20 protein-coding genes, 3 tRNA genes, 1 pseudogene and 1 riboswitch are annotated in these 24,783 nt (G+C 69.2%); of the genes and pseudogenes, 8 read left to right on the forward strand and 16 right to left on the reverse strand.

What is annotated here, in order from left to right:
• Positions 1–199, forward strand: a pseudogene (locus tag D9R14_RS04420) (IS110 family transposase); the annotation flags it as partial.
• A 125-nt stretch (positions 200–324) separates the two neighbouring features.
• On the opposite strand, the gene eutC reads toward D9R14_RS04420, so the two are convergent.
• The gene (gene eutC / locus D9R14_RS04425) at positions 325–1,101 is read right to left on the reverse strand and encodes an ethanolamine ammonia-lyase subunit EutC (protein ID WP_121622120.1); all 777 of its coding nucleotides are present in this window, start codon (positions 1,099–1,101) and stop codon (positions 325–327) included.
• The gene (locus D9R14_RS04430; protein ID WP_121622121.1) at positions 1,098–2,486 is read right to left on the reverse strand and encodes an ethanolamine ammonia-lyase subunit EutB; all 1,389 of its coding nucleotides are present in this window, start codon (positions 2,484–2,486) and stop codon (positions 1,098–1,100) included. The genes eutC and D9R14_RS04430 overlap by 4 nt, the downstream gene beginning before the upstream one ends.
• A 446-nt stretch (positions 2,487–2,932) precedes the next feature.
• Between D9R14_RS04430 and D9R14_RS04435 the strand changes: the two genes are divergently transcribed.
• Positions 2,933–3,463: a c-type cytochrome gene (locus D9R14_RS04435; RefSeq protein WP_210210810.1), complete on the forward strand. Its 531-nt coding sequence runs from the start codon at positions 2,933–2,935 to the stop codon at positions 3,461–3,463.
• A 203-nt stretch (positions 3,464–3,666) separates the two neighbouring features.
• Here the strand turns inward: D9R14_RS04435 and D9R14_RS04440 are convergent, their stop codons facing one another.
• Both D9R14_RS04440 and D9R14_RS04445 read right to left on the reverse strand, forming a co-directional pair.
• Positions 3,667–4,845 carry an NAD(P)/FAD-dependent oxidoreductase gene (locus tag D9R14_RS04440; protein ID WP_121622122.1) on the reverse strand — a complete coding sequence of 393 codons (1,179 nt, stop codon included), beginning with the start codon at positions 4,843–4,845 and terminating at the stop codon, positions 3,667–3,669.
• 14 nt (positions 4,846–4,859) lie between these two features.
• Positions 4,860–6,035 carry a CaiB/BaiF CoA transferase family protein gene (locus D9R14_RS04445; RefSeq protein WP_121622123.1) on the reverse strand — a complete coding sequence of 392 codons (1,176 nt, stop codon included), beginning with the start codon at positions 6,033–6,035 and terminating at the stop codon, positions 4,860–4,862.
• Between the two features lie 183 nt (positions 6,036–6,218).
• On the opposite strand from D9R14_RS04445, the gene D9R14_RS04450 reads away from it, so the two are divergent.
• The 4 genes from D9R14_RS04450 (at position 6,219) to accC (ending at position 9,483) form a co-directional block, all read left to right on the forward strand.
• Positions 6,219–6,995 (forward strand): SDR family NAD(P)-dependent oxidoreductase, encoded by a 777-nt coding sequence (locus D9R14_RS04450; RefSeq protein ID WP_121622124.1) that lies wholly within the window; start codon positions 6,219–6,221, stop codon positions 6,993–6,995.
• Positions 6,996–7,124: 129 nt separating this feature from the next.
• Positions 7,125–7,565: a type II 3-dehydroquinate dehydratase gene (gene aroQ / locus D9R14_RS04455; RefSeq protein WP_121622125.1), complete on the forward strand. Its 441-nt coding sequence runs from the start codon at positions 7,125–7,127 to the stop codon at positions 7,563–7,565.
• 60 nt (positions 7,566–7,625) lie between these two features.
• A complete protein-coding gene (accB, locus tag D9R14_RS04460; protein WP_394010513.1) occupies positions 7,626–8,096 on the forward strand; it encodes an acetyl-CoA carboxylase biotin carboxyl carrier protein in 471 nt (156 codons plus the stop codon).
• 25 nt (positions 8,097–8,121) lie between these two features.
• A complete protein-coding gene (accC, locus tag D9R14_RS04465) occupies positions 8,122–9,483 on the forward strand; it encodes an acetyl-CoA carboxylase biotin carboxylase subunit (RefSeq protein ID WP_121622127.1) in 1,362 nt (453 codons plus the stop codon).
• A gap of 71 nt (positions 9,484–9,554) precedes the next feature.
• Here accC and D9R14_RS04470 read toward each other — a convergent pair whose 3' ends face one another.
• From D9R14_RS04470 to D9R14_RS04505, 8 genes are all read right to left on the reverse strand, one after another.
• Positions 9,555–9,794, reverse strand: a complete 240-nt coding sequence (locus D9R14_RS04470; protein WP_121622128.1) for a hypothetical protein — start codon at positions 9,792–9,794, stop codon at positions 9,555–9,557.
• Between the two features lie 118 nt (positions 9,795–9,912).
• Positions 9,913–9,988, reverse strand: a tRNA-Asn gene (locus D9R14_RS04475).
• A 223-nt stretch (positions 9,989–10,211) separates the two neighbouring features.
• Positions 10,212–12,059 carry an ABC transporter ATP-binding protein gene (locus D9R14_RS04480; RefSeq protein ID WP_121622129.1) on the reverse strand — a complete coding sequence of 616 codons (1,848 nt, stop codon included), beginning with the start codon at positions 12,057–12,059 and terminating at the stop codon, positions 10,212–10,214.
• Between the two features lie 241 nt (positions 12,060–12,300).
• Positions 12,301–12,374, reverse strand: a tRNA-Cys gene (locus D9R14_RS04485).
• A 71-nt stretch (positions 12,375–12,445) separates the two neighbouring features.
• Entirely contained in the window at positions 12,446–13,414 is a 969-nt protein-coding gene (locus D9R14_RS04490; RefSeq protein ID WP_170168490.1) for a glycosyltransferase family 2 protein, read from the reverse strand.
• Between the two features lie 208 nt (positions 13,415–13,622).
• Positions 13,623–14,534 carry a protein-methionine-sulfoxide reductase heme-binding subunit MsrQ gene (gene msrQ / locus D9R14_RS04495; RefSeq protein WP_121622131.1) on the reverse strand — a complete coding sequence of 304 codons (912 nt, stop codon included), beginning with the start codon at positions 14,532–14,534 and terminating at the stop codon, positions 13,623–13,625.
• 79 nt (positions 14,535–14,613) lie between these two features.
• Positions 14,614–15,732 carry a tellurite resistance TerB family protein gene (locus D9R14_RS23475; protein ID WP_147452943.1) on the reverse strand — a complete coding sequence of 373 codons (1,119 nt, stop codon included), beginning with the start codon at positions 15,730–15,732 and terminating at the stop codon, positions 14,614–14,616.
• Positions 15,733–15,860: 128 nt separating this feature from the next.
• Positions 15,861–16,655 carry a thymidylate synthase gene (locus D9R14_RS04505; protein ID WP_121622133.1) on the reverse strand — a complete coding sequence of 265 codons (795 nt, stop codon included), beginning with the start codon at positions 16,653–16,655 and terminating at the stop codon, positions 15,861–15,863.
• Between the two features lie 180 nt (positions 16,656–16,835).
• Positions 16,836–16,966: riboswitch (TPP riboswitch) on the forward strand.
• An 84-nt stretch (positions 16,967–17,050) separates the two neighbouring features.
• Here D9R14_RS04505 and thiC point away from each other — a divergent pair.
• Positions 17,051–18,919, forward strand: coding sequence for a phosphomethylpyrimidine synthase ThiC (thiC, locus tag D9R14_RS04510; RefSeq protein WP_121622134.1), 1,869 nt, complete (start codon positions 17,051–17,053; stop codon positions 18,917–18,919).
• Positions 18,920–18,999: 80 nt separating this feature from the next.
• Here the strand turns inward: thiC and D9R14_RS04515 are convergent, their stop codons facing one another.
• Positions 19,000–19,485, reverse strand: coding sequence for a cupin domain-containing protein (locus D9R14_RS04515; protein WP_121622135.1), 486 nt, complete (start codon positions 19,483–19,485; stop codon positions 19,000–19,002).
• Positions 19,486–19,759: 274 nt separating this feature from the next.
• Between D9R14_RS04515 and D9R14_RS04520 the strand changes: the two genes are divergently transcribed.
• Positions 19,760–19,836 (forward strand) — tRNA-His (locus D9R14_RS04520).
• Between the two features lie 159 nt (positions 19,837–19,995).
• On the opposite strand, the gene D9R14_RS04525 is transcribed toward D9R14_RS04520, so the two are convergent.
• Genes D9R14_RS04525 through D9R14_RS04535 form a run of 3 tightly spaced genes read right to left on the reverse strand, consistent with a single transcriptional unit; the run spans position 19,996 to position 24,779 of the window.
• A complete protein-coding gene (locus D9R14_RS04525; RefSeq protein WP_121622136.1) occupies positions 19,996–21,180 on the reverse strand; it encodes an EAL domain-containing response regulator in 1,185 nt (394 codons plus the stop codon).
• A 9-nt stretch (positions 21,181–21,189) separates the two neighbouring features.
• On the reverse strand, positions 21,190–23,751 hold the full coding sequence (locus D9R14_RS04530) for a response regulator (RefSeq protein ID WP_121622137.1): 2,562 nt from the start codon (positions 23,749–23,751) through the stop codon (positions 21,190–21,192).
• Complete coding sequence (locus tag D9R14_RS04535; RefSeq protein WP_147452944.1) at positions 23,748–24,779, reverse strand: chemotaxis protein CheB; 1,032 nt, start codon at positions 24,777–24,779, stop codon at positions 23,748–23,750. The genes D9R14_RS04530 and D9R14_RS04535 overlap by 4 nt, the downstream gene beginning before the upstream one ends.
• Between the last annotated feature and the right edge of the window lie 4 nt (positions 24,780–24,783).

Genomic DNA, 24,783 nt, shown 5'->3' on the forward strand with positions numbered 1-24,783 from the left:
CGGGCGACGGCAGGTGCGCAACGTCCTCTACATGGGCGTCCTCGCCGCCATCCGCGCCCGAAAGAGCCCCTTCCAAACCACCTATGCCCGCCTCGTCGCCGCCGGAAAGCCACCCAAGCTCGCAATCGCCGCCGTCATGCGGAAGATGATCGTCATCCTCAACGCCATGGTCCGAGACGACGCGCCATTCAACGCCTGAAACACAGTTGCTTGACCGGAGGGCCCTTGGAGCGGCTGCATCTCCAGCGGCGGGAATGTTGCTCCGGCCAAGCCGGAGCATGACGAGGCGGTGGGCATGGCGAAGCGGAACGGAGTCCGCGCCTCTCAGCCGGGCAGCGCCGCTGCCGGCGGCCGGCCGTCCACCAGGAGCAGGTCGCTCTCGTCCTTCAGCTCGACCCCCGTCAGCGAGCGGGCCAGCGCCTCCTTCAGGTGCCAGGCGAGCTTGAAGGCGGCGAGGTCGTAGGACAGCCCCTCGGGCCGCACGTTGGAGATGCAGTTCCGCTCGGCGTCCGAGCGGCCCGTCTTGGGCGCGAAGGTGAGGTAGAGGCCGAGGCTGTCGGGCGAGGACAGGCCGGGCCGCTCGCCCACCAGCAGCAGGCAGGCGCGCGCATGGAGCAGCTCGCCCACCGCGTCGCCCAGCGCGACGCGCGCCTGCGCGGCGATGGCGACCGGCGCAAGGCTCCAGCCCTGCCGCGCGATCCAGGGTTTCAGCGCGGAAAGGAACGGCACGGCGTGGGCATGGATCGCGGCGGAGGAGAGTCCGTCCGCCACCACGATGGCGAGGTCGCTCGCCGGCGCCTTTAGGGCGCCAAGGCGCGCCCGGCTTTCGGCCGAGAGCGTGCGGCCGAGGTCCGGCCGCCGCAGATAGGCGTCGCGGCCTGGGGCGGCGCTTTCAACCCGCACCGTGCCGAAGCCGAGCTCGCGCACGTCGCGCTCCACGGTGTCCCCATCGAAGGGCGTGTGCACGGCATCGCGCGCCTGCGCGTGGGCGAGCGCGAAGCGCAGCACCTCGGCGGTGGGCAGGCTCGCGCCGGTGCGGCCGAGCGCGATGCGCGCCGGGGTGTGGCGGGCAAAGCTGAGCCAGGGGTCGCGCGCGGTCATGCCGCCTGGTCCGCAACGAAGCCGAGCAGCGGGTGGTGCGCGTCGGCCGGAAGGAGGCGCCCGTCCGCCCCGGCGATGCCCATCTTCTCCAGCCACGCCTCGAACTCGGGCGCGCGCTTGAGGCCGAGAACCTCGCGCACATAAAGCGCGTCGTGGAACGAGGTGGACTGGTAGTTCAGCATCACGTCGTCGGAGCCGGGAATGCCCATCACATAGGTCACGCCCGCCGCGCCCAGCAGGGTCAAGAGGGTGTCCATGTCGTCCTGGTCGGCCTCCGCGTGGTTGGTGTAGCAGACGTCCACCCCGAGCGGCACGCCGAGCAGCTTGCCGCAGAAGTGGTCCTCCAGCCCGGCGCGGATGATCTGCTTGCCGTCATAGAGATATTCCGGGCCGATGAAGCCCACCACCGTGTTCACCAGGAGCGGCTCGAACACCCGCGCCACCCCATAGGCCCGCGCCTCCAGGGTCTGCTGGTCGACCCCGTGATGGGCGCCGGCGGAAAGCGCCGAGCCCTGGCCGGTCTCGAAATACATGGCGTTCTGGCCCACCGTGCCGCGCTTGAGCGCCCGCGCCGCGTCGGTGCCTTCCTTCAGCACCGAAAGGTCGACGCCGAACGAGCGATTGGCGCCCTCCGTGCCGGCGATGGACTGGAACACGAGGTCCACCGGCGCGCCGCGGTTCATCAGCGCGATGGAGCTGGTCACATGGGTGAGCACGCAGCTCTGGGTGGGGATGTCGAAGCGCCGGATCACCTCGTCCATGAGCTTCAGCAGCCGGTCGATCACCGGCAGGCTGTCGGAGGCGGGGTTGATGCCGATCACCGCGTCGCCGCAGCCATAGAGCAGGCCGTCGAGGATCACGGCGGAGACGCCGGCCGCGTCGTCGGTGGGATGGTTCGGCTGGAGCCGCACCGCCATGGTGCCCGGCAGGCCGATCGTGTTGCGAAAGCGCGTGACCACCCGGCACTTGCGGGCGGCGAGGATCAGGTCCTGGTTGCGCATGATCTTCGAGACCGCCGCCGCCATCTCGGGCGTCAGCCCCGGCGCGAGGGCGGCGAGCGCCTGCGGGGTTGCCGCATCGGACAGCAGGAAGTCGCGAAAATCGCCTACCGTAAGGGCACTTACGGGAGCGAAGGCGGCGCGGTCGTGGCCGTCGAGGATGAGCCGGGTCACCTCGTCCGCCTCGTACGGCACCAGAGCCTCGGAGAGGAAAGCCTTCAGCGGCACCTCGGCGAGGCACATCTTGGCGGCGACGTTCTCCTCCGCGCTGGCGGCGGCGATGCCGGCCAGCATGTCGCCCGAGCGTGGCGGCGTCGCCTTGGCCATCAGCTCCTTCAAATCGGCGAACGCATAGGACTTCGCGCCGACCCGGTGGATGAAGGCCATGACACATCTCCTCTCGCCTGGAATGCGATCGCCTGGGCGGCGGCCACATTGATCCTGCGCCACGATCCGGCGATCCGCGCCCCGATGCAACAAGCGTGCCCCGACTGGCGCGCTCAGGCCAGCGGCGGTTTGGACGCAGGACGGCGGCGGGCGGCTCGGGAAGCGGCCGGCGCACCGTTCATTTCCGGTTCAGGCGCGGGCCCCTAACCACCCGCGCCACGGTGCAGACCCTCCTGTCCGCGCGGGGCGTCACGGCCCGCGGCGGACGGGAGCGACGGCGCAGCCGGCCACGCGGGGTGGCCGCGCGCCCGCAGGCCGCGCCGTGCCGGACCTTGCGCAGGATGCGCAGGCCGGGTCCCGATCGCGACCGGTCTTCCTCCCCTGGCCCGGCGGGCGCATGCTCGGCGGCGGATCGGCGCGCCTCGTCTCAACGGAGTGACTTCGACATGGCCCTCAAGCCTGAACGCCGCCGGTCCCGCGCCGGCCTCCTGCCTTGCGCCTTCGCCGGCGCCGTCGCGCTCGCGGCGCTGTCGGCCGCGCCGGCGGCGGCCGAAACCCAGCTGGAGCGCGGCAAGTATCTCGTGACCATCATGGACTGCACCGGCTGCCACACGCCCGGCGCGCTCATCGGCAAGCCAGACATGGCGCGCTATCTCGGCGGCGCGGACGTGGGCTTCCAGATCCCCACCGTCGGCATCTTCTATCCGCCGAATCTGACCCCGGACCGCGAAACCGGCCTCGGCGCCTGGAGCGCGGCGGAGATCGTCGATGCGGTGCGCAAGGGCGTGCGGCCGGACGGGCGCATGCTCGTCCCGGTGATGCCTTTTCCCTCCTACAGCGCCCTGTCGGACGCCGATGCGATGGCGCTCGCGGTCTATCTGAAGAGCCTGCCGCCGGTGAAGCACACGGTGCTCGGACCCATCGGCCCGGCCGAGAAGGCGCCCGCGCCCTACCTCACGGTGGTGATGCCGAAGTGAGCCGAGGGGGCCGCGTTCGCGCGCCCCGGCCGGAAGGTCGCTCCCGCGCCCCCGGCGATGCTCCCGCCGTCGCCCTCCGGCTTGACCGGAGGGCCCATATTGCGGCCGGGCGCGCGGCGGGGAGGGCGCGTGGATGCTCCGGTCAAGCCGGAGCATGACGGCGGCGAGAGTATGCCATGGCGGCTTGGGGCGGCCGCCGCGCCTCACACCACCTTCAGTTCGCGCAGCGGCGCATTGCGGGCGAGGCGGTCGAAGCCGAGGGGGGAGAGATCGAGCTTCGCGTAGCGCCCGTGGACGATCAGCTCGGCCAGCCCGCGGCCGATGGCCGGCGACTGCTGCAGGCCGTGGCCCGAGAATCCGTTGGCGAGAAGAAAGCCGTCCAGCCCCGCCACCGGACCGACGAAGGCGTTCTGGTCGAAGGCGTTCATGTCGTAGTGCCCGGCCCAGGCGCGGCCCTGTCGGATGCGCTCGAAGGCCGGGATGCGGGCGGCGAGACGCGGCCAGACCACGTCCTCGAAGAAGGCGTGGTCGACCTCGAAATCGTCGCTTTCGGGATCGTCCTGCGGCGCCGGTGCCGAGCCGCCGAGGAAGCCGCGCCCCTCCGGGCGCACATAGACGCCGCTTGGGTCGATCACGAGAGGCAGGCCCTCCGGCGGGTCTTCCGCGGTGAAGGTGAAGATCATCCGCTTCTTCATATGGACCGGAATGTCGATGCCCGCCGAGGCCGCGAGCGCCCGCCCGCCCGCGCCGGCCGCATTTACGACGATGCCGGTAGCGATACGCGTCCCGTCCTCCAGGCGCACGCCGGTGACCCTGCCGCCGGAGGTCTCGACCGCCGCGGCCCGCGCGGCGCGGTAGTCGACACCCAGGCTGCGGGCCTTGCGGCGCAGCGCCATGAACAGGCTCCAGCCGTCGAACCAGCCTTCCCCGGAGAGCCCCAGGCAGCCGGCGGCAATGCCCGTGCCGTCGAGCCAGGGGAACCGCGCCGCGAGCGCATCCCGTTCCAGGAGGGCGATGTCGGCGCCGTGCGCCTGCTGCACAAGGTGTCCCGCTGCGAGCGCCGCGCGGCCCTCGGCGCTGGCGAGGAAGAGGTAGCCGCCCTCATGGAGCGAGAGCGCCGGCCGGTCGCCATCCACCTCCAGCACGTCCGGTGCGGCGCGCAGGAACGCGATGCCGAACAACGAGATCTGGACATTGATGGCGGTCGAGTATTGCTGGCGGATGGAGGCCGCCGACAGCGCCGAGGGGGCGCGGGCATAGGTCGGGTCCTGCTCCAGCACCAGCACGCGGCCGGTGAAGGCGGGATCGGCGGCGAGATGATAGGCGACCGAGGAGCCGGTCGCCGCCCCGCCGACGATCACCACGTCATATGACGGCTCCATGGGGCCTCCCTGCGTCAGTCGGTGGCCAGCGTCTTCAGCAGCGCCAGCACGGTGTCGGTATCGCCGCCGAGGCGGGGGCTCGCGCGTCCCGCCACCTGCCGCACGCCGTCGATGACGATCGGGCTTGCCAGCGAGGGCAGGGTGCCGCCGCCCGCCTCGGGCAGCGCCACATTGAGGCCGCGGTGGATCACCTGCGGGTCCGCGAACACCTGGGGGATGGTGTTGATAGGACCGGCCGGCACGCCTTCCTTCTCCAGCGCCGCAAGCAGCGGGTCGCGCTCGCGGCGGATCACGAGGCCGGCGAGCAGCGGCACCAACTCGGCCCGGTTGGCGACACGCCCGGCATTGCCGGAGAAGCGCGCATCCTGCGCCAGGTCCGGCACGCCGAGCACGGCGCAGAAGCGCGCGAACTGCCCGTCATTGCCCACCGCGACGATGAGGTGGCCGTCGGCGCAGGCGAACACCTGGTAGGGTACGATGTTGGGATGGGCGTTGCCCATGCGCGTCGGCGCCTTGCCGGAGGCGAGATAGTTCATGGCCTGGTTGGCCAGCACGCTCACCTGGGTGTCCAGCAGCGCCATGTCCACATGGCCGCCGGCGCCGGTCTCCTCGCGCCGGCGCAGGGCGGCGAGGATGCCGACGGTGGCATAGAGGCCGGTGAAGATGTCGGCGAAGGCGACGCCCACCTTTTCCGGCTCGCCGTCGGGCTCCCCGGTCAGCTCCATGATGCCGCCCATGCCCTGCACCAGGAAGTCGTAGCCCGCGCGCGGCGCGTAGGGACCGTCCTGGCCGAAGCCGGTGACGGAGCAATAGACGAGGCGGGGATTCTCGGCCTTCAGGCTCTCATAATCGAGCCCGTACTTCTTCAGGCCGCCGACCTTGAAGTTCTCGATCAGGACGTCGCATTCCCGCGCCAGAGCGCGGATGGTGGCCTGGCCCTCGGCGGTCTCGAAATCCACCGCCACCGACTTCTTGCCCCGGTTGGTGGCGTGGAAATAGGCCGCGCCCAAAGGCGCGCCATCGGCGCCGGTGAAGAAAGGCGGCCCCCAGGTGCGGGTGTCGTCGCCGCCCGCCGGCCGCTCGACCTTGATGACCTCCGCCCCGAGATCGGCCAGCAATTGTCCGGACCACGGCCCGGCGAGGATGCGCGCGAGTTCGAGGACCCGAAGGCCGGCCAGGGGAGGGGACATGAGCGGGTCCTTGCGGCGCGCCGGCGGCGCGGGTGAAGGGGGGCAGGCAGACCTAAGCAATTGTGCGGCCGGACGGAAGGCAAAAATCATCGCATGCCGCCAGGCACGCGGCCGCGCGGCGCCGCCCTTTCCTGTTCCGGCGGGCGGCCTTATGGAAAGCCGTCGCCGCCAGGAGCCCCGCTGATGACCTCATCTGCCACCGACCTCGACTTCTCGCAGTCGCGCGTGCTGGTCACCGGCGCGGCAGGCGGCATCGGCCTCGCCATCGCCGCGGCCTTCGCGGCGCAAGGCGCGCATGTGATCCTTGCCGACCTCTCGGCCGAGGCCGCCGCTGGAGCGCTCGCCGCCCTCGCATTGCCGCCCGGCCGCGCCACGCCGCTCGCCCTCGACGTGACCGACGAGGCCGCGGTGGCGGCGGGCTTCTCCGGTCTTGCCGCCGAGGGGCGGGCGCCGGACGTGCTGGTGAACAATGCCGGCCTATCGATCCGCAAGGGGGTGGAGGACCTCAGTCTCGGGGAATGGGAGAAGGTGTTCGCGGTAAACGTCACCGGCGCCTTCCTGTGCGCCCGCGCGGCGGTGCCGCACATGCGCGCGCAGGGCGGCGGGGCGATCGTCAACATCGCCTCCATCATGGGCCTGTCCGGCGGCGGGCCCTATCCCAACCCGGCCTACCAGGCGAGCAAGGGGGCGCTGGTCAATTTCACCCGCGCCTTGGCGGTGGAACTGGCGCCGGCCGGCATCCGGGTGAATGCGGTGGCGCCCACCTGGGTGCGCACGCCCTTCATCGCCGCTCTGCTGGCCGACGACGCCACGCGGTCAAAGCTCGAAGGGCTGATGCCCATGGGCCGGCTCGCCGAGCCGGAGGACGTGGCGGCCGCCACCCTGTTCCTGGCGAGCGGCATGGCCGGCATGATAACGGGCCACACCTTGCCCGTGGACGGCGGCTTCCTCGCCCAATAAGGCGCAGGCCGCCGCGCCTCCTCCACGCCTCGCCGTCCGTCACGGAAACAGGCACTCTTTCCACGGGGCGCGTGCACCCCTATAACGCGCCAGCCGGCCACTCGGAGCCGGCGCCAGAACCTTGCGCGGATGTCCAGCACAGTCCACGTCCTCAACGGGCCCAATCTGAACCTCCTCGGCACGCGGGAGCCGGGCATCTATGGCGCAGCGACGCTCGCGGACATAGAAGCCTTGTGCCTGGAGGAGGGCCGCCGCCACGGCTTCGACATCGTCTTCCGCCAGACCAATTCGGAAGGCGGCCTCGTGGACCTCATTCAGGCCGCCAGAGGCGCGCGCGGCATCGTCCTGAATGCCGCGGCGTATACACATACCTCCGTTGCGCTGCGAGACGCGGTCGCGGCGGTGGGTGTACCCATGATCGAGGTGCACCTGTCGAACGTGTTCGCCCGCGAGGACTTCCGCCACCACTCGTTCCTGTCGCCGGTGGCGCGGGGCGTGATCTGCGGCTTCGGCCCGCAGAGCTACGCGCTCGCCATCGCGGCGTTCGCCCGGTTGCCCGCTGCCCCTTGAGGGGCGCCAACTCCAACAGCCCTCGTGCGGCCCGACGCGGCCGGCCAGAGCAGGACCATGATGAAACCCTCGAAGACCACCATCGACACCGCGCTCATCAAGGAACTCGCCGAGCTCCTGTCCGAGACCGACCTCACCGAGATCGAGGTCCAGCACGACCATCTGCGCATTCGTGTCGCCCGCACGCCGGCGGCGGTGAACATCTCCCAAGGACCCGCGGTCGCTCCCGCGGCCCTGGCGCCGGCCGTGGCCGTCGCCGCCCCGGCCGCCGCCGAGGGCGCGGACCTCTCGAAGCACCCTGGCGTCGTCGCCTCGCCGATGGTGGGCACCGCCTACCTCGCGGCAGAGCCCGGCGCCACGCCCTTCGTGGACGTGGGCTCGGTCGTCAAGGAAGGCCAGACGGTGCTCATCGTCGAGGCCATGAAGACCATGAACGCCATTCCGGCCCCGCGTTCCGGCACCGTGACGCGCGTGCTGGTGGGCAATGGCCAGCCGGTCGAGTACGGCGAGCCGCTGCTCATCATCGAATGATCGCGCCGGAAGGCGGGGAGAGCTGATGTTCAAGAAGATCCTGATCGCCAACCGGGGCGAGATCGCGCTGCGCATCCTGCGCGCCTGCAAGGAGCTGGGCATCGCGACGGTGGCGGTCCATTCCACGGCGGACGCGGATGCCATGCACGTTCGCCTCGCGGACGAGAGCGTGTGCATCGGCCCGCCCCCGGCGCGCGAGAGCTACCTCAACATCCCCTCGCTGCTCGCCGCCTGCGAGATCACCGGGGCGGACGCGGTGCATCCCGGCTACGGCTTCCTGGCGGAGAATGCCCGCTTCGCCGAGATCCTGGCCGACCACAACATCCACTTCATCGGCCCAAAGGCGGAGCACATCCGCATCATGGGCGACAAGATCGAGGCGAAGAAGACCGCCCAGTCCCTGGGCATCCCGGTGGTGCCCGGCTCGGACGGCGGCATCACCTCCGACGACGAGGCCCATCGCGTGGCCGAAGAGATCGGCTTCCCGGTGCTGGTGAAGGCTGCGGCCGGCGGTGGCGGGCGCGGCATGAAGGTGGCGATGACGCGGGAGGACCTCTCCCATGCGCTCTCCACCGCCCGTACCGAGGCGCTGGCGGCCTTTGGCGACGACGCGGTCTATCTGGAGAAGTATCTCAGCACGCCGCGCCACATCGAGGTGCAGGTGCTGGGCGACGGGCGCGGCCACGCGATCCATCTCGGCGAGCGCGACTGCTCGCTGCAGCGCCGCCACCAGAAGGTGTGGGAGGAGGCGCCGTCGCCCGTCATCACCCCCGAGCAGCGCACGCAGATCGGCGAGACCTGCGCCAAGGCCATGCAGGACCTCCAGTATCTCGGCGTCGGGACGATCGAGTTTCTGTACGAGAACGGCCGCTTCTACTTCATCGAGATGAACACCCGCATCCAGGTGGAGCATCCGGTGACGGAAATGGTCACCGGCATCGACCTCATCAACGAGCAGATCCGGGTAGCGGCGGGCGAGGCGCTGACGCTCCAGCAGTCCGACGTGGTGATCGAAGGCCACGCCATCGAGTGCCGCGTGAACGCCGAGCACCCGGCCACCTTCCGGCCCTCGCCTGGCAGGATCACCCACTATCACGTGCCTGGCGGCCTCGGCATCCGGGTCGATTCCAATGCCTATCAGGGCTACGTCATCCCGCCCACCTATGACAGCCTGGTGGGCAAGCTGATCGTCCACGGCAAGACCCGCGACGAGTGCCTGCGCCGCCTGCGCCGGGCGCTGGACGAATTCGTGGTGGACGGCATCGACACCACGCTGCCTTTGTTCCGCACGCTGGTGCGCACCCGCGACATCGCCGAGGGGCGCTACGACATCCACTGGCTGGAGCACTTCCTCAACGAGGGCGAGGGCAAGGGCAAGGTGGGCTGAACCTCCGCCCGGTCCGGCAGGCGCCAAGAAGGCGTATCAAGGCGCCGCCCGCCAGCTCCATGACGTGTCGATCAGCTCGCGCCGCAAGCTGATCGGCGCGTGATCGCTGCCAATTTCGTGCTGATTCCGAAAGCAAGACGGCGCGTCTCGCGGTCGACGGTCGCGATCAACGCGTCCAGCTCCACGGCGATGGACGGCGTCAGGCCGGATGTGACGGGCGTCTGGGCGACGATATCGCGCGGGCATTGATCGGCGCCTGCCGTCATCGGCTGGACGCGCGCCTGCAGGTTCGCCGGCACCGGAATGGGCATCCCTCTCCGCCGCGCTCCCGCCGCTCCGCCAGGAACGCACGCGCCGCCGCGCGTCAGGCCGCGCGCACGGCAAATCCGAGCGCACCAGCGCGCCTCAAGATCGGGATGGCAGTGAAAGTGGCTCCCCGAGCAGGACTCGAACCTGCGACCATTCGATTAACAGTCGAACGCTCTACCAACTGAGCTATCGGGGATCAGGCCGCTACGGGCCGAGGCGCGCCATATAGCAACGGCGCGGGAGAAAGTGAAGCGCCAAGACGATCTTTTTCCCGTCAGCGACACGGCGCCGGTGGACAAGCTTGCGCCGGAACGCGATGGCGCAACGCTTGCGCCGGGGTCGCTGCGGCCGGCTGCCTCATGCGCCGGCCCTTTCGTGTCGGCGCTGGCGCGGGGGTTCCAGGCGCTGGCGCGGGGGTTCTAGGCGCTGGCGCGGGCCTGCGTCGCGTCGGCCGCCGCCTCTCCCGTCTCTGCGGCCTGCGCGTCCAGCTCGTGCGCGAACTGGGCGTAATAGAGCCCGTAATAGCGGCCGCGCTTCTCCAGCAGTTCCTCGTGTCGGCCGCTCTCCACCACGCGGCCCGCCTCCACCACGCAGATCCGGTCGGCACGGACCACGGTCTGGAGCCGGTGGGCGATGACGATGGTGGTGCGCGCGTGCTGCAATTCTTGCAGCGCCTTCTGCACCTCCGCCTCCGATTCGCTGTCGAGCGCGGCGGTGGCCTCGTCGAGCAGCAGGATGGGGGCGTTCTTCAGGAACGCGCGGGCGATGGCGACGCGCTGGCGCTGCCCGCCGGAGAGCTGGGCGCCGTGCTCGCCCACCGCGGTGTCGTACCCGTGCTCGAACGACATGATGAAGCTGTGGGCGTGGGCGGCCTTGGCGGCGGCGACGATCTCCTCCTCGCTCGCGCCCGGGCGGCCGAAGCCGATATTGTCGCGGATCGTGCCGGAGAACAGGTACACGTCCTGGCTCACCAGCGCGCTCGACGCGCGCACCGAGGTGCGCGTCACCGCCTTGAGGTCGATGCCGTCGAGGGTGATGACGCCCTCGTGCGGATCGTAGAAGCGCTCGATGAGGTTGATGATGGTGCTCTTGCCACCCCCGGACTGGCCCACCAGCGCCGTGGTCTGGCCCGGCTCGGCGACGAGCGACAGGCCGCGCAGCACCGGCTCGCCCTTGCGATAGCCGAACACGACGTCCTTGAACTCGACGCGGCCGCGCGGGCGCTCCAGCGCCGGGGTGCCGGGCGCGTCGAGGTCCACGGCCGGGGTGTCGAGCAACTCGAACAGCATGCGCGCGCCCATGATGTGAGGCACGATGTCCACGTGCAGCCGGGCGAGGCGCTTGGCCGGCTCGTAGGCCAGAAGCAGGGCGGTCAGCACCGAGAAGAACTGGCCCGGCGAGCGGTCTGCCACGATCACGTTGTAGCCCGCATAGAGGATCACGCCGCCGATCGCGAGGCCGCCCAGCGTCTCCATCAGCGGGCTGGACTTCGCCTGGGTGCGGACCAGCCGGTTGCTGGCCTGCTCCACCTGGTCGATGAAGGCGTGGGTGCGATCGCGCATCTGGTCTTCGAGGGTGTAGGCCTTCACCGTGCGGATGCCCTGGAACACCTCGAGCGCGATGGACGACAGCTTCACGCCGGAGGTGAAGCCGGTGGCGAAGATATGCTTCGACTTGCGGATCAGAACGCGGGTGCCGAGCACCGCCACCGGCATCACCACCAGGGCGACCACGGCCAGGAACGGGTCCTGGGCGATGGCGACGCCCGCCAGCATCACCAGGGAGAGCGCATCGCGCCCCATGGAGGAGATGACCATCTCCAGGCTGCCGCGCGCGCCGTTGGCGCCGGCATTGAAGCGCATGCTGGTCTCGGCCGTGTGGCGCTGGGCGTAGTAGGAGACGTCCTGGTGCAGGAGCTGCTCGAAGGCGCGCTTCTGGTTGTCGGCGACGATGCGGTTGCCGACGCGCGCCATGGTGATGACCTGGCCGTAGGCGGACGCGCCCTTGACGATGGACAGCGCCATGACCGCCAGCGCCACGCCCCACACCGCCTCCGGGGTGGGTGTGACGAAGATCGCGTCCACCGCGTCCTTCATGATATAGGCGAGACCGGCGGTGCACGCGCCCATGGTGCCCATCATGAGGAAGGCGAGCGCATAGCCCTTCCAGTGGCGGCGCCCGTCCTGCAGCAGCAGGCGGCGGAGCACCGTCACGGTCTCATCACGATCAAGCTTGGGCTTTTGCCCGGCGGGCTGTTTCGGGTTCATTCCCATCTCCGGCGGCGCGCGCACGCGGGCCGCTCCGCGGCCGTTTGAAGACCTCCGCACGCGCCAAGTCAATGTCGGCCGCGGGTGCCGGCCTGCGCGCGCCGGCCCGCGCAAGGCAAAAGCGCTGGCGCCGAAACGGGTTGGCGTCGGCGGCGAGGGTGCGTTGCAGCAATCGCCGCAAGGCGCCGCGGGCGGGGGCGTCACGCGCGATGCGGTGCTCTTGCTGGGGAAGGTGAAGGGGTGGAGGCCACGCCCGGAATCGAACCGGGGTGCACGGATTTGCAGTCCGCTGCGTAACCACTCCGCCACGTGGCCTCACGGAAAGGCGTTCTTAAGGGGTTCGCCACACCGGCGCAAGCGCCTGCTCGCGCTTGTCCCTGGCCGGGTCAGCGGCAGGCGCGGCGCACCAGCGTCCGGGCGATGCCTGTCAGCGGACGGCGGCAGGTCGCCTCGATCAGGGGCCCCAACAGCCACAACCGGGCCCGCGCCTTCCAGCGCAGGACTTGGGCGAACTTCCGCATGTCCCGCCAGTTCTGGCGCATGAGGGTCGTGTTGCCGATCTTCGCGTTACGCAGGAAATCGCTCCGCCCCAGCGCCATGAAGCGCGGCCCGATCACGTGCCGTGCCCAGTGCAGATCGAGCGAAAGATCGTCGGGAAACATCTCGACGAGCTTGTCGAAATAGATCATCCGCGACTTCGCCATGCGATGGCTGAAGGAGGTGGAGCCGCCATAGACGCGCCAGCGCGTCACCGATACCGGCAGGTACACGCTGCCGAACCCGGCGCAGAACAGGCGCAGGAACAGGTCGTCGTCCTCGTAGCCGGAGAGGCGCTCGTCGAACAGCCCGACATCGATCATCGCCTGGCGCGCTACCAGCGACGCGCCGGGCAGGATGAACATGTCGTGCCGCAGGCAGTCGGTCAGGGAACGCTTGGGGTGCGGCGAGGGACCGCGCTCGATGCATCCCAAACTCATCTGCCGTCCGCTGCGGTCGACCTGATCGAGATCGCCATAGACCAGAGCGAGCCGGCGCACTTTGCCATCGAGGAACGGGCGGCGCAGGCGCTCCAAATGGTCCTCGTACCAGGCGTCGTCCTGGTCCAGGAGCGCGACATGGGTGCAGGTGGTGTGCCGGATCGCCATGTTGCGCGCCGAAGACTGCCCGCCATTGGGCTTGCGCAGCATCGTGATGGGATGGAGCTTGGCCATCTCGGCGACGATCGCCGGCCCGTCGTCGGTGGATCCGTCGTCGACCACGATGATCTCATCTGCGGGGACGGTCTGGGCAATCACGCTTTCGAGCGCCTCCCGGATGAAGGGCGCTCCGTTGTAGAGCGGGATTACGGCCGCCACCGAAATGTTAGGCAATATAATACCTCCGACTGAGCGGTCCGCTGTAGCGGAGAAACGCGTGCCTTCTCTCCTCGGCCCGCCGGAGGTATAAACGAGGGCGGGGAGATTGGAAACTGCCGACGTGCAGCGCGCGGCCTCGCCGAGGGTCGGGCCGGCAACAGGATCGGTGCGGGGATGTTCTATCCGGGCAATTCCGGGAGCGGCGCCGTCAGCGGGCGCGGCTGCCGCTCGGATCGGCGCGACCGGTGCTGCAGTTGCGGGGGCGTCGGCGCTGCTCCGCGGCCGTCAGAGCGGCCACCGCAAGCCCGCCGGCCAGAACCCACCAGAGCGGGCGCGGGCCGAGGTCGAAGGAGAAATTCACCTCCAGGACGAGCCAGGGATCGACCCGGGTCGCAACGCCGTACCACGCCGCTTCCATCCCAGCCGTAGCGAGGGCGCTCAGCACTGCGAGCAGCGCCAGGCGGGCGAGCGTCGCCGCATCGCCGCCACGCACCAGCAGGCGGAAGCCGAAGAGATAGGCGAGGGCGCCCGCCATCAGCGCCGGCTCGGTCACGTCCAGCTTCGACTGGAAGAAGAAATGCACCGTGCCGAGCACTGCCGCGCCATAGGCGAGCCGGTGCAGGCGCTGCCAGTTCTGCGCGCCCATGCGGCGGATCACGGCGTTGGTGGAGGTGAGGCCGAGCGCCAGCAGGATCGCGAGCGCCACTGCGCCGATCACGAGATAGACCCGCAGAACGATCTCCTGCACCGCCCGCGCCGCGCCCTGGTCCACGAAGAACAGGCAGATATGCAGCAGCGCGTAGCCGAGCGCCGCGAGGCCGAGCGTGCGGCGGGCGAGGATCAGCTTGTTCCAGGAGAAGGCCCGGCGCAGCGGCGTCACCGCGAGGCTGATGACGAGGAAGCGCAGCGCCCAGAGCCCGGTGAAGTGGATCGCGGCCGAAACCGGACGCGCGCCCAGGCCCCCGGACGCCGCGATCCAGGAGAGATAGGCGAGCGGCGCGAAGGCGAGCGCCAGCGCGACCGCCTTCTCGGTGCTCAGGGCGCCGGAGCGCTCGAACAGGAGGGGGCGCACGAGGCGCGCGAACGCAGACGGGGCAGGGGAGGGAGAGGCGGCAGGCATTGCGCCTTCTACGGCGCCGGAGGGGACAGCGTTACGGCGCGCCCGCGCACGATGGCGTGAGCGCGCCGTTCCCTTGGGTTCAGGCCGTCAGGTCGCGGTCGAGCTGGGCCTTGAGCGCCGGATCGATGGCGAGCGCCTGCGCGAGGTTCGCGAGGTAGCGCTGCTCGGCCGCGCTGTCGGGCCGGATGGCCATGACGGAGGCGGCATAGATCTGCATCGCCGCTTCCGGCGAAGTGGCGGCGTTCACGAGGTCCTGCGGATTGACGGGGGTTGAGAGGATCTCCACCAGCACCGCCTGGTCCGGCGCATTGCCGCCCATGCGCGTCACGCCCGCGCCGATGCGGTTGAGCTCGTCCGGGTCGAGGCTGCCGTCCGCCTGGGCGGCGGCGGCCATGGCGGCCACCAGCACCTGCGAGAAGTGCTCCGGCCCGCCGGGCGCCTCGGCCGGGCTGAATGCCTGCGCGTTGTCCGCCATCAGGCGCGAACCGCCCGACTGCGCCTGCCACTTGCGAAAGGCGTTGAAGGCCAGCATGCCGATGACGGCGAGTCCGCCATATTTCACGAGGTCGCTGCCGCCGCTCGGCTGGGTGCCGCCCCTGGGGGCAGGAGCCGGGGCGGGAGAGGGCGCGGGCATGGGCGCGCTCTGGCCGCCGCCGAGCGCATCCTGCGCCAGATCGCCGAGCCCGCCGGTGCCGATGCCGCCACCGGCGCGGCCGGCCGCGCCACCCGCGGCGCCGCCGCCGAGCACCTGGCCGAGAATGTCGCCGAGCCCGCCCGGCAGGCCGCCGGCGCCGCCGGGCCGTCCACCCGCGCCGCCGCCGAGCACCTGTCCGAGGATGTCGCCGAGGCCGCCGGGCAGGGCGCTTCCGCCTCCGCTTCCGCCGTCACGCTGCCCGGCTCCGCCGCCGAGCACCTGGCCCAATATGTCGCCGAGGCCGCCGCCGGCCTGTCCTCCGCGGCCCTGGCCACCGGCCGCACCGCCGCCGAGCACCTGGCCGAGGATGTCGCCGAGCCCGCCCGGCAGGCCGCCGGACTGGCCGCCCTGCTGGCCGCCGCCGCCCAGCGCGCTCTGGAGGATCTGCTCCAGGGGGCTCCCGCCCGCGCCGCCGGCTTGGCCCGCGCCGGCCCCGCGCACGCTGCCGCCGCCGAGCGCGGCGCCCAAGAGCTGACCCAAGAGGCTTCCCGCATCCGATGCCATGGCACCCTCCCTGAAAATCACCGGGCTTCATCGCCCGCACGCCCGCCAGCGGCACAACATGCGCCGGCTCGGCCCGGCTGACATAGCACGTTCCACGGGCGGTCCGTATGGCCGCGTCGGCCGCCGGCTCAGACCGCCACGGCGGCCTTGATGTGGGGATGGGGGTCGTAGCCCTCGAACGCCACATCCTGGTAGCGGAAGGCGAACAGGTCGGTGACCTCGGGGTTCAGCACCAGCCGCGGCAAGGCGCGCGGCGTGCGCGAAAGCTGCTCGCGCGCCTGGTCGAGATGGTTGAGATAAAGGTGCGCGTCGCCCAGCGTGTGGACGAAGTCGCCCGGCTTCAGGCCGGTCACCTGCGCCACCATGTGGGTCAGCAGGGCATAGGAGGCGATGTTGAAGGGCACGCCCAGGAACACGTCCGCCGAGCGCTGGTAGAGCTGGCAGGAGAGCTTGCCGTCGAGAACCGCGAACTGGAACAGGCAGTGGCACGGCGGCAGCGCCATCTTCGGCACGTCCGCCGGGTTCCAGGCGGTGACGATGAGGCGCCGGCTGTCGGGATTGCGGCGGATGTCGGAAACCACCTGGGCGATCTGGTCGATCACCCCGCCCTCCGGGGTGGGCCAGGAGCGCCACTGGTGGCCGTAGACCGGCCCCAGCTCGCCGTTCGCGTCCGCCCAGTCGTCCCAGATGGAGACGCCGTTGTCCTTGAGGTAGCGGATGTTGGTGTCGCCGGCGAGGAACCACAGCAACTCGTGGACGATGGATTTCAGATGCAGCTTCTTGGTGGTCACGAGGGGGAAGCCCTCGGCAAGGTCGAAGCGCGACTGATGCCCGAACACCGACAGCGTGCCGGTGCCGGTCCGGTCGTCCTTGCGCACGCCATCATGGAGGATGCGCTTCAGCAGGTCGTGATATTGGCGCACGCTGTCAGGTCCGCAGAATCGCTGGTCGGGAGATAAGTCTAGGCGCGGCGCGCGCAAGGGGCCACGGCTGGCCCTCTCTTATGCCCGCTTTCCCGACGGGCCGCCGTCCCGCCTGCGCGAAGGTGAGCCGGCATTGTGCGGCGCAGCGTTGACATTGGCCTTTGGTATACCTCACACTCGATCTGTTCCAAGGGGGGTCCCGGAAGGGGCTGAGATTTCGCAAGACCGCCGCCGACCGGCGACGGGCACCGCGTCGACCCTTCGAACCTGATCCGGGTCATACCGGCGAAGGGATCGGAACTCCGTGCCTGCGGACAAGCCATGTCCGCCGCGCGCCGTCTCCTGAAGCTCAACCCCCGGGTCTCGCTGGAAGCGCAAGCTTGAAGGAGATCCGTATGCTCGACGAAAGCTCGACCTCGTCCCTGAAGGTCACCACCGGCCCGCACGCGGCCTCCCGCAAGGTCTATGTGGGCGCCGCGCGGCCCGACGTGCGCGTCGCGATGCGCGAGATCGCCATTTCGGACCCGAGCGAGAAGCCGCTGAAGGTCTACGACACATCCGGTCCCTATACCGACCCTGAGGCGGTGATCGACCTCACCAAGGGCCTGCCGCAGCTGCGCGCGCAGTGGATCCGCGAGCGCGGCGACGTGGAGGAGGTGGCGGGCCGGCAGGTGAAGCCGGAGGACAATGGCCTCAAGGAGGGCCAGTCCTCCTCCTTGCCGCAGTTTGACCTCACCGGCCGCAGCCCGCTGCGCGCCAAGGCGGGCAAGCGCCCGACCCAGATGGCCTATGCGCGCGCCGGCATCATCACGGCCGAGATGGAATATGTCGCCGCCCGCGAGAACCTCGCGCGCGCCAATGGCGGCGCCCATCCGCACCACCAGGCCATGGGCCTCGGCGCGACCATCCCGGCCGACATCACGCCGGAATTCGTGCGCCAGGAGGTGGCCCGCGGGCGCGCCATCATCCCCAACAACATCAACCACCCCGAGACCGAGCCGATGGCCATCGGCCGGAACTTCCTGGTGAAGATCAACGCGAATATCGGCAATTCCGCGGTCACCTCGGGCGTCGCCGAGGAGGTGGACAAATTGGTGTGGGCGACCCGCTGGGGCGCCGACACGGTGATGGACCTCTCCACCGGCAAGAACATCCACACCATCCGCGAATGGATCATGCGCAATTCGCCGGTGCCGATCGGCACCGTGCCGATCTACCAGGCGCTGGAGAAGGTGAACGGCGTCGCCGAGGACCTGACCTGGGAGGTCTTCCGCGACACGGTGATCGAGCAGGCCGAGCAGGGCGTCGACTATATGACCGTCCATGCCGGCGTGCGGCTGCCTTATGTGCCGCTGACCGCGAACCGCGTGACCGGCATCGTCTCGCGCGGCGGCTCGATCATGGCCAAGTGGTGCCTCGCGCACCACAAGGAGAGCTTCCTTTACGAGAACTTCGAGGAATTGTGCGAGATTCTCGCCCAGTATGACGTCGCCTTCTCGCTCGGCGACGGCCTGCGCCCGGGCTCCATCGCCGACGCCAACGACGCGGCCCAGTTCGCCGAGCTGGAGACGCTGGGCGAGCTGACCGAGATCGCCTGGAAATACGACTGCCAGGTGATGATCGAGGGCCCCGGCCACGTGCCGCTGCACCTGATCCGCGAGAATGTGGAGAAGCAGCTCAAGATCTGCCACGAGGCGCCGTTCTACACGCTCGGCCCGCTGGTGACGGACATCTCCCCCGGCTACGACCACATCTCCTCCGCCATCGGCGCGGCGATGATCGGCTGGTTCGGCACGGCGATGCTCTGCTACGTCACGCCGAAGGAGCATCTCGGCCTGCCCGACCGCGACGACGTCAAGGCCGGCGTGATCTCCTACAAGATCGCCGCCCACGCGGCCGACCTCGCCAAGGGCCATCCTGCCGCACGCATCCGCGACGACGCGCTCTCCCGGGCGCGCTTCACCTTCCGCTGGCGCGACCAGTTCGCGCTCTCGCTCGACCCGGAGACGGCCGAGCGCTTCCATGACGAGACGCTCCCCGCCGAGGGGGCCAAGGTGGCGCATTTCTGCTCCATGTGCGGGCCGAAATTCTGTTCCATGAAGATCTCGCAGGAGCTGAAGATCGAGGCCGGCGACATCGCCCGCGCGGAGGCCGACAACCTCGCCTCGGCCGGCATGGCCGAGATGGCGCAGAAGTTCCGCGACGGCGGCGGCCAGATCTATGCCCCCGCGCCGGACGTGGCCCCGCCGCCCGCGGCGGAATGAGCATCAAGCCCCCGCGCACGGGCCTCGCGCCCCTGCGCGGGGGCTTGGACGCGCCTTTCATGGGGCCTTAAGCAGGTGGCCTAATAGGGGCGGCCATCCTTGTGGGTGAACATCCATCTGCCGTCGGGGCCGAGCACCGCCTTGATGTCGTCGACGGGGTATTCGCCCTCGTCGCCCGCGGTTCGGTCGCCGATCTCCAGATAGACCACGTCCTTTTCCGAGCGGTTCACCAATTGGTGCGCCGTGCCCCGCGCAGGGAAGCCAGCGCACATGCCGGCGGACAACACCATCTCCCCCTCGTCGGTCACCAGCGTCGGCTCCCCTTCGAGGATGTAGACGAACTCGTCCTGCCTTGTGTGCCGATGCAACAGCGCCGATTCGCCGCCGGGCGCGAGGGTGGTGAGGTTCACGCCGAAATTGCTCAGGCCGAACAGGTCTCCCAGCGGGCGCTTTTCCCGTCCGCTCATGCGGGAGAAGAAGGGTTCGGGATAGCTGGAGGGCTTGGTCCTTGCCGGCGCCGAACTGGCGACGATGGCCCGCACCGGTTCCCGCTGCGTATCGCTCATGTCACCGGCCCTTTCCCTGTTCCGGCCATCACGGTGCCGGACTGGCACTGGACGCTCAAGCACGCGCCGATCAGCCTGCGTTGCAAGCTGATCGGATAACGCGTTCTCTGTCATTAAGTTAGAGGGCGATTCACCGATCAAACTGAGTCAATTTGATCGGATCGCGCCCTAAGCCGAAATTCCCCGGCTGCAAGCGCCGAAAAATCCTTGAAATGGGTCCTTGCGCCGCGTAGGTTCCGCGCTCTCCGCCGCCCCGCAGGGCGCGGAACGCTGTGCAGGTGTAGCTCAGTTGGTTAGAGCGCCGGTCTGTGGAACCGGAGGTCGGTGGTTCGAGCCCACCCACCTGTACCATCATAAATATATGATAATACACATGTTTCCCTTCTTGGCGTGGGTCGCCTGAGGGCTTTTGCTGATTGCCACCGGCATCGCGGCCTGATCGGCTCGGAAACTTCTTGGATCAGGCGAGATTTGGCAGGGCGGCGGCTCGATCCGTCTTCCGCGCCGCTCTCAGGGGTGCGCGCTGCCATGCTTCTCGTGCCACCATTTCTCGGCGAGATCGGGTGGCAGCGGTTGGGCGAGGAGATATCCCTGGACGTGATCGCAGGACCAGTTGCTCAGCAGTTCCAGCGTCTCCTGGTCCTCCACCCCCTCGGCCACGACGGCGAGGCCGAGATTGTGTCCAAGGTCGATGATCGCCTTGACGATGATGCGCGTGTGCTCGGAGGACATGCAGTCGGCGGTGAGGGACCGGTCGATCTTGAGCTCGGCGAACGGCAGGCGCTGGAGCTGGACGAGCGAGGAATAGCCCGTTCCGAAGTCGTCAAGCGAGAGGGAAAAGCCCCGCAGCCGCAAGCGCGTGAGCACGTCGAGCGCCCTTTCCGGATGCTCCATGGCGGCCGATTCCGTGATCTCGATCGTGATGCGCTGATGATCCACCCCGCTGCCGAGGCACCGGCTCCACAGCCGGTCGGCGAGCGTGATGTCCTCCACGTCCGAGGCGGACATGTTGATGGCGAGCGATGCCGTGATCGCCGATGGACCCCAGCGCTTCAGCGTCGCCAGAGCGAGATCGAATACGAGGTCGGAAAACTGCGGGCTGAGGCCCGAGGCGATGATCTGGGGAATGAAGACGTCGGGCACGCTGAGGCCGCGGGTGGGGCTGTTCCAGCGCGCGAGGCCCTCGAAGCCCAGCGGTGTGTACCGGCTATGGCCTCCCGGCTCGTTGCGGATGCGCGCCTTGGGCTGGAGGTAGAGCACGAACTCGCCGCGCTCCATGGCCTCGATGAGGTCGGCCTTGCTCGGCGGGAGGTGGCTGCTGGACTTGAGGCGCCCGAAGATGCGGTTCATCTCCTCCACGCGCACCGGCTTGCTGATGATGTCGCTCACCGCGAGCCTGTGCGCCTTGGCAAAGTGGCGCGCTGATTCCAGGACCTTCAGGTCCATGCCGCTCATGATCAGGATCGGGCGGTGAAACTGCATGGCGGAGAGGCGCCGCATCACTTCGATGCCGTCCAGTATGGGCATCTGCAGGTCGATCGCCACGCAGGCTGTGGGGGAGGCGGCAAGAGCTGCGAAGAATTCATTTGGATTAGAGAAATAATGGCTTTCAAAGCCATTCATCTTTGCCACGGTGCAGACGTATTCACCGATGTCCCGCTCGTCATCCAATACGAAAATGTTCTGCTCGGGCATGTTTGTCTCCTAAAACAATGCCGAAACCGCTTGCGTCAGGTCATCGATGCGGAAAGGCTTGTTGAGGATCCGGAACGAGCGGCGGGCCTCGTCCTCCAGTTGCAGGTCGATCGCCCCGGACATGAGCAGCACCTGGCAGCCGGGTCGACGCCGCGCGATCAGGTCCGCGAGCCTCAGCCCGTCGAGGTCGCCGGGCAGGCTGATTTCCGAAAGGAGGACGTCGACGTGCCCGCCGGCGTCGATATGCGCCAGCGCCTCCATCGCATCGCGGACGTCGCTCACGAGGTGGCCCGACCGTTCGAGGGCGGCCCGGATGGTGCGCCGGAGCTCCTCGTTGCCGTCCACCAGCAGCACGAACATGGCCGCCGATTCCGGCCCGGACGCGGCCCGCGCATGCGGCGCCGGGGTCTCGCCGGCGTTGTCCTCCATGGCGGGCAGGGTCACACGGAACGTGGTCCCCGCGCCCACCGCGCTTTCGACCGCAACCGACCCGCCGGACTGCCGCACGAAGCCGTAGACCATGGCGAGGCCGAGCCCGGTCCCCTTGCCGGCCTCCTTGGTGGTGAAGAAGGGCTCGAAGATGCGCTCCAGCCTGTCGGGCGCGATGCCGGTGCCAGTGTCCGAGACAACGAAGACGATGCTGCGCCGTGCGCCGGGGGCCGCCGGCCCAGGGGGGGTGACCTCCGCCGTGATGGACAGGCGGCCGCCGTCGGGCATGGCATCGCGCGCATTGATCGCGAGGTTCATCAGCGCCGATTCCAGGTGGGTCGGGTCGGCATAGACCTTCGGCAGTCCGGATGGCACGCTGATCGACAGAGACACTCGGTGGCCAAAGGTGGCGCCCAGCAGGCTCTGCAGCTCGGCCAACATCTCGGCCACGTCCAGGAGCTGTGGTTCCAGCGGTTGCTTGCGGGCGAAGGTGAGCATCTTGCGTGTCAGCTCGGCCCCGCGCAGGCTCGATCGCAATGCCACGTCGACGAGCGGGCGCGCCTCGTGGCCGTCGAGCTTGATGGTGGCGAGATCCAGATTGCCGATGATCGTGGTGAGCAGATTATTGAAGTCGTGAGCCACGCCCCCGGTGAGCGTGCCCACCGCCTCCATCTTCTGCACCTGATGCAGTTGCTCCATCACCTGCCGCCGCTCGGTGATGTCGTCGACGGCGAGCACCGAGCCGCGGAACGCTCCATCCGCGTCGATCAGCGGCTCGCCGGCAAGGTGAAAGGTCCGCAGCGTGCCGTCGGAGATGGCGGCCTTCACCTCGATGCTGTGCACCTTCCGGCCGAGCGCCAGTTCGCCTATCGCCTCTTCGAGGCCGATCGGGATGGTGGCGAAGAGGGCGCGCCAGCTCCGACCCAGCACGTCGTCGCTGGAAATCCGGAAGGTATCGCGCGCGGAATCGTTGAACATCGCCACGTTGAGCTGCGCGTCGAGCGAGATGAGGGAGACCGGCGAGGCGTCGAAGATGGCGGTGATGGTCTCGATCGCCTGGCGCCGCTCGGCCACCTCCTCCAGCAGGCGCACGGTGCGCTTGCGCACCTCCTCCTCCAGCTGGGTGTGGAGCAAGGCGCGCTCCAGCGCTATGGCGATCTGGCTCGCGATGCCTTCCAACGTCCGCAGCGCGACCTCGCCCGATACGGAGGCTTCTAAGCCCGCGAGCTGAAGGCACCCGACGGTCTGCGCGCCCGCCGTCAGGCGCATGCTCGCATGGTGCTTGAGCGCGCCCGTTCCCCTGGCCTGAAACTGGCGGATCTGCGGAAGACCGGCGCCGCGCGCGTCGTCGTCCATGGATGCGTGCGCGGCCGTCAGGGGCTCGGGTGGAAAGGGGTCGGGCAGGGCGCCGTGCCCGGAATGGCGATCGGCGGCGAGCACCAGCGCGTCCCCCTCGCGCAGATAGAGCCAGGCGTCGTGAACGCCAGGAACGCCGAGGCTGCGGGAGACCGCGACGGCGGCCACATCCGCCGGAGCACGGCAGCGGTTGAGCCCCTCGGTCATGTCATAGAGCGCGTGCAGCACCTCGTAGGACTGGGAGAGTTCCTGCCGGCCCTGGTCGAGGGCCGTGAACAGGTGCACCGCCTGGGCATAGGTGGAGATGAGCAGATCCAGGATCTGCTGCTTGCGCGCGGTGACGCGGTGGCGCTCGCCGCCGAACTCGATCTCCAGCGCGTCGCTCTCGCTCTCGCTGGAACGCAGGCTGCGGTTGCGCAGCAGATAGGTGATGCGGGAACTGAGAATCTGCTCGTTGTAGGGCTTGATGATGAAGCTGTCGGCTCCGGCCTCCAGCCCCGCCAGGACATCTTTCGGCTGCGACAGGGAGGTCACGAGGATTACGGGAACCTGATCAAGGCCGATCGTGCCCTTCAGGCGTCGGCACAGGTCATAGCCGCTCATGCCCGGCATGATGATGTCGCTGAGGACGATGTCCGGCCGCTGCTCGACCGCCATGTCGTAGGCCTCGGCGCCGCTGCGCGCCGCCTTGACAGTATATCCAAGTTTTTCCAGGAACTGGACGAGTTGTGCCTGCTGAGTCGGGCTGTCCTCGGCGATGAGTATGCTTGAGGCATGGGACGTCATGTCGACAGGCTCTTTCTGGCCATTTGCGTCTGGATGAACTGTGCCATGTCGGCAGGTGCGAGCAGGCGCTGTGCCGCACCGAGCTTGAGGGCTGCCGCGGGCATGCCGAACACGACTGACGTCTCCCTGTCCTGGGCGACAGTAATACCACCATATCTTGCCACGTCAGCCAATCCCTCGGCGCCGTCATCGCCCATTCCGGTCAGCAGCACCGCGAGGGCGCACGGGCCGAAGGCCTCCGCGACGGCGTGGAACAGGTGGGAGACGGAGGGGCGGAATCCATTCTTCGGAGGATCGTCGCTCAAGGTCAGGCGGCCTTGGCGGTTGATCCCGAGGTGGCAGCCTTCCGGCCCCACATAGACGTGGCCCGGCAAAGCCAGGGTGGCGTCGCTTGCTATCTCCACCGGCAGGCCGCTGCCGCGGGCGAGCCAGCTTGCGAAGCCGCGGGTGAAGCCGTTTGCCATGTGCTGGACGACCAGCACCGGCGCCGAGAAATTGGAGCCAAGGCCGCGCAGGATCTCGAGGATCACCGGTGGCCCGCCAGTGGAGGCTCCGAGCGCCACGATCCGGATGCGCCCGGAGACCTCGGTTCGCGCGCCCACCTCGCGGCGCGCACGCGGCGGCAGCCGTCGTACCACCTTGACCTCGGACATCAGGCGCAGCGTGAGGAAGAGCTCGCGGGCGACGGCATCGAAGTTCGCGCTGCTCACGCCGGGCAGCTTCGGCACGATGGCCAGCGCGCCCTCGCGCACGGCTTCCAGGCCCGGATGCACGTCCGTCGGCGCAAAGCTCGCGCTCGCGACCAGGATCGGCACCGGGCAGCGGCGCATGATCTCGCGGGTGGCCCCGATCCCGTCCAGGACCGGCATGTGGCAGTCCATGAGCACGATATCGGGCCGAAGCGCGGCGGTCATTTCCACCGCTTCCACGCCATTCACGGCACAGCCCACCACCTCGAACTCGCCGGAATCGGCCAGCGCCCAAGCCATCAATTCGCGCTGGGATGGGGAGTCCTCGGCGAGGAGCACGCGA

The sequence above is a fragment of the Xanthobacter tagetidis genome (genome assembly GCF_003667445.1).
GTDB classification, from domain to species: Bacteria; Pseudomonadota; Alphaproteobacteria; order Rhizobiales; family Xanthobacteraceae; genus Xanthobacter; species Xanthobacter tagetidis.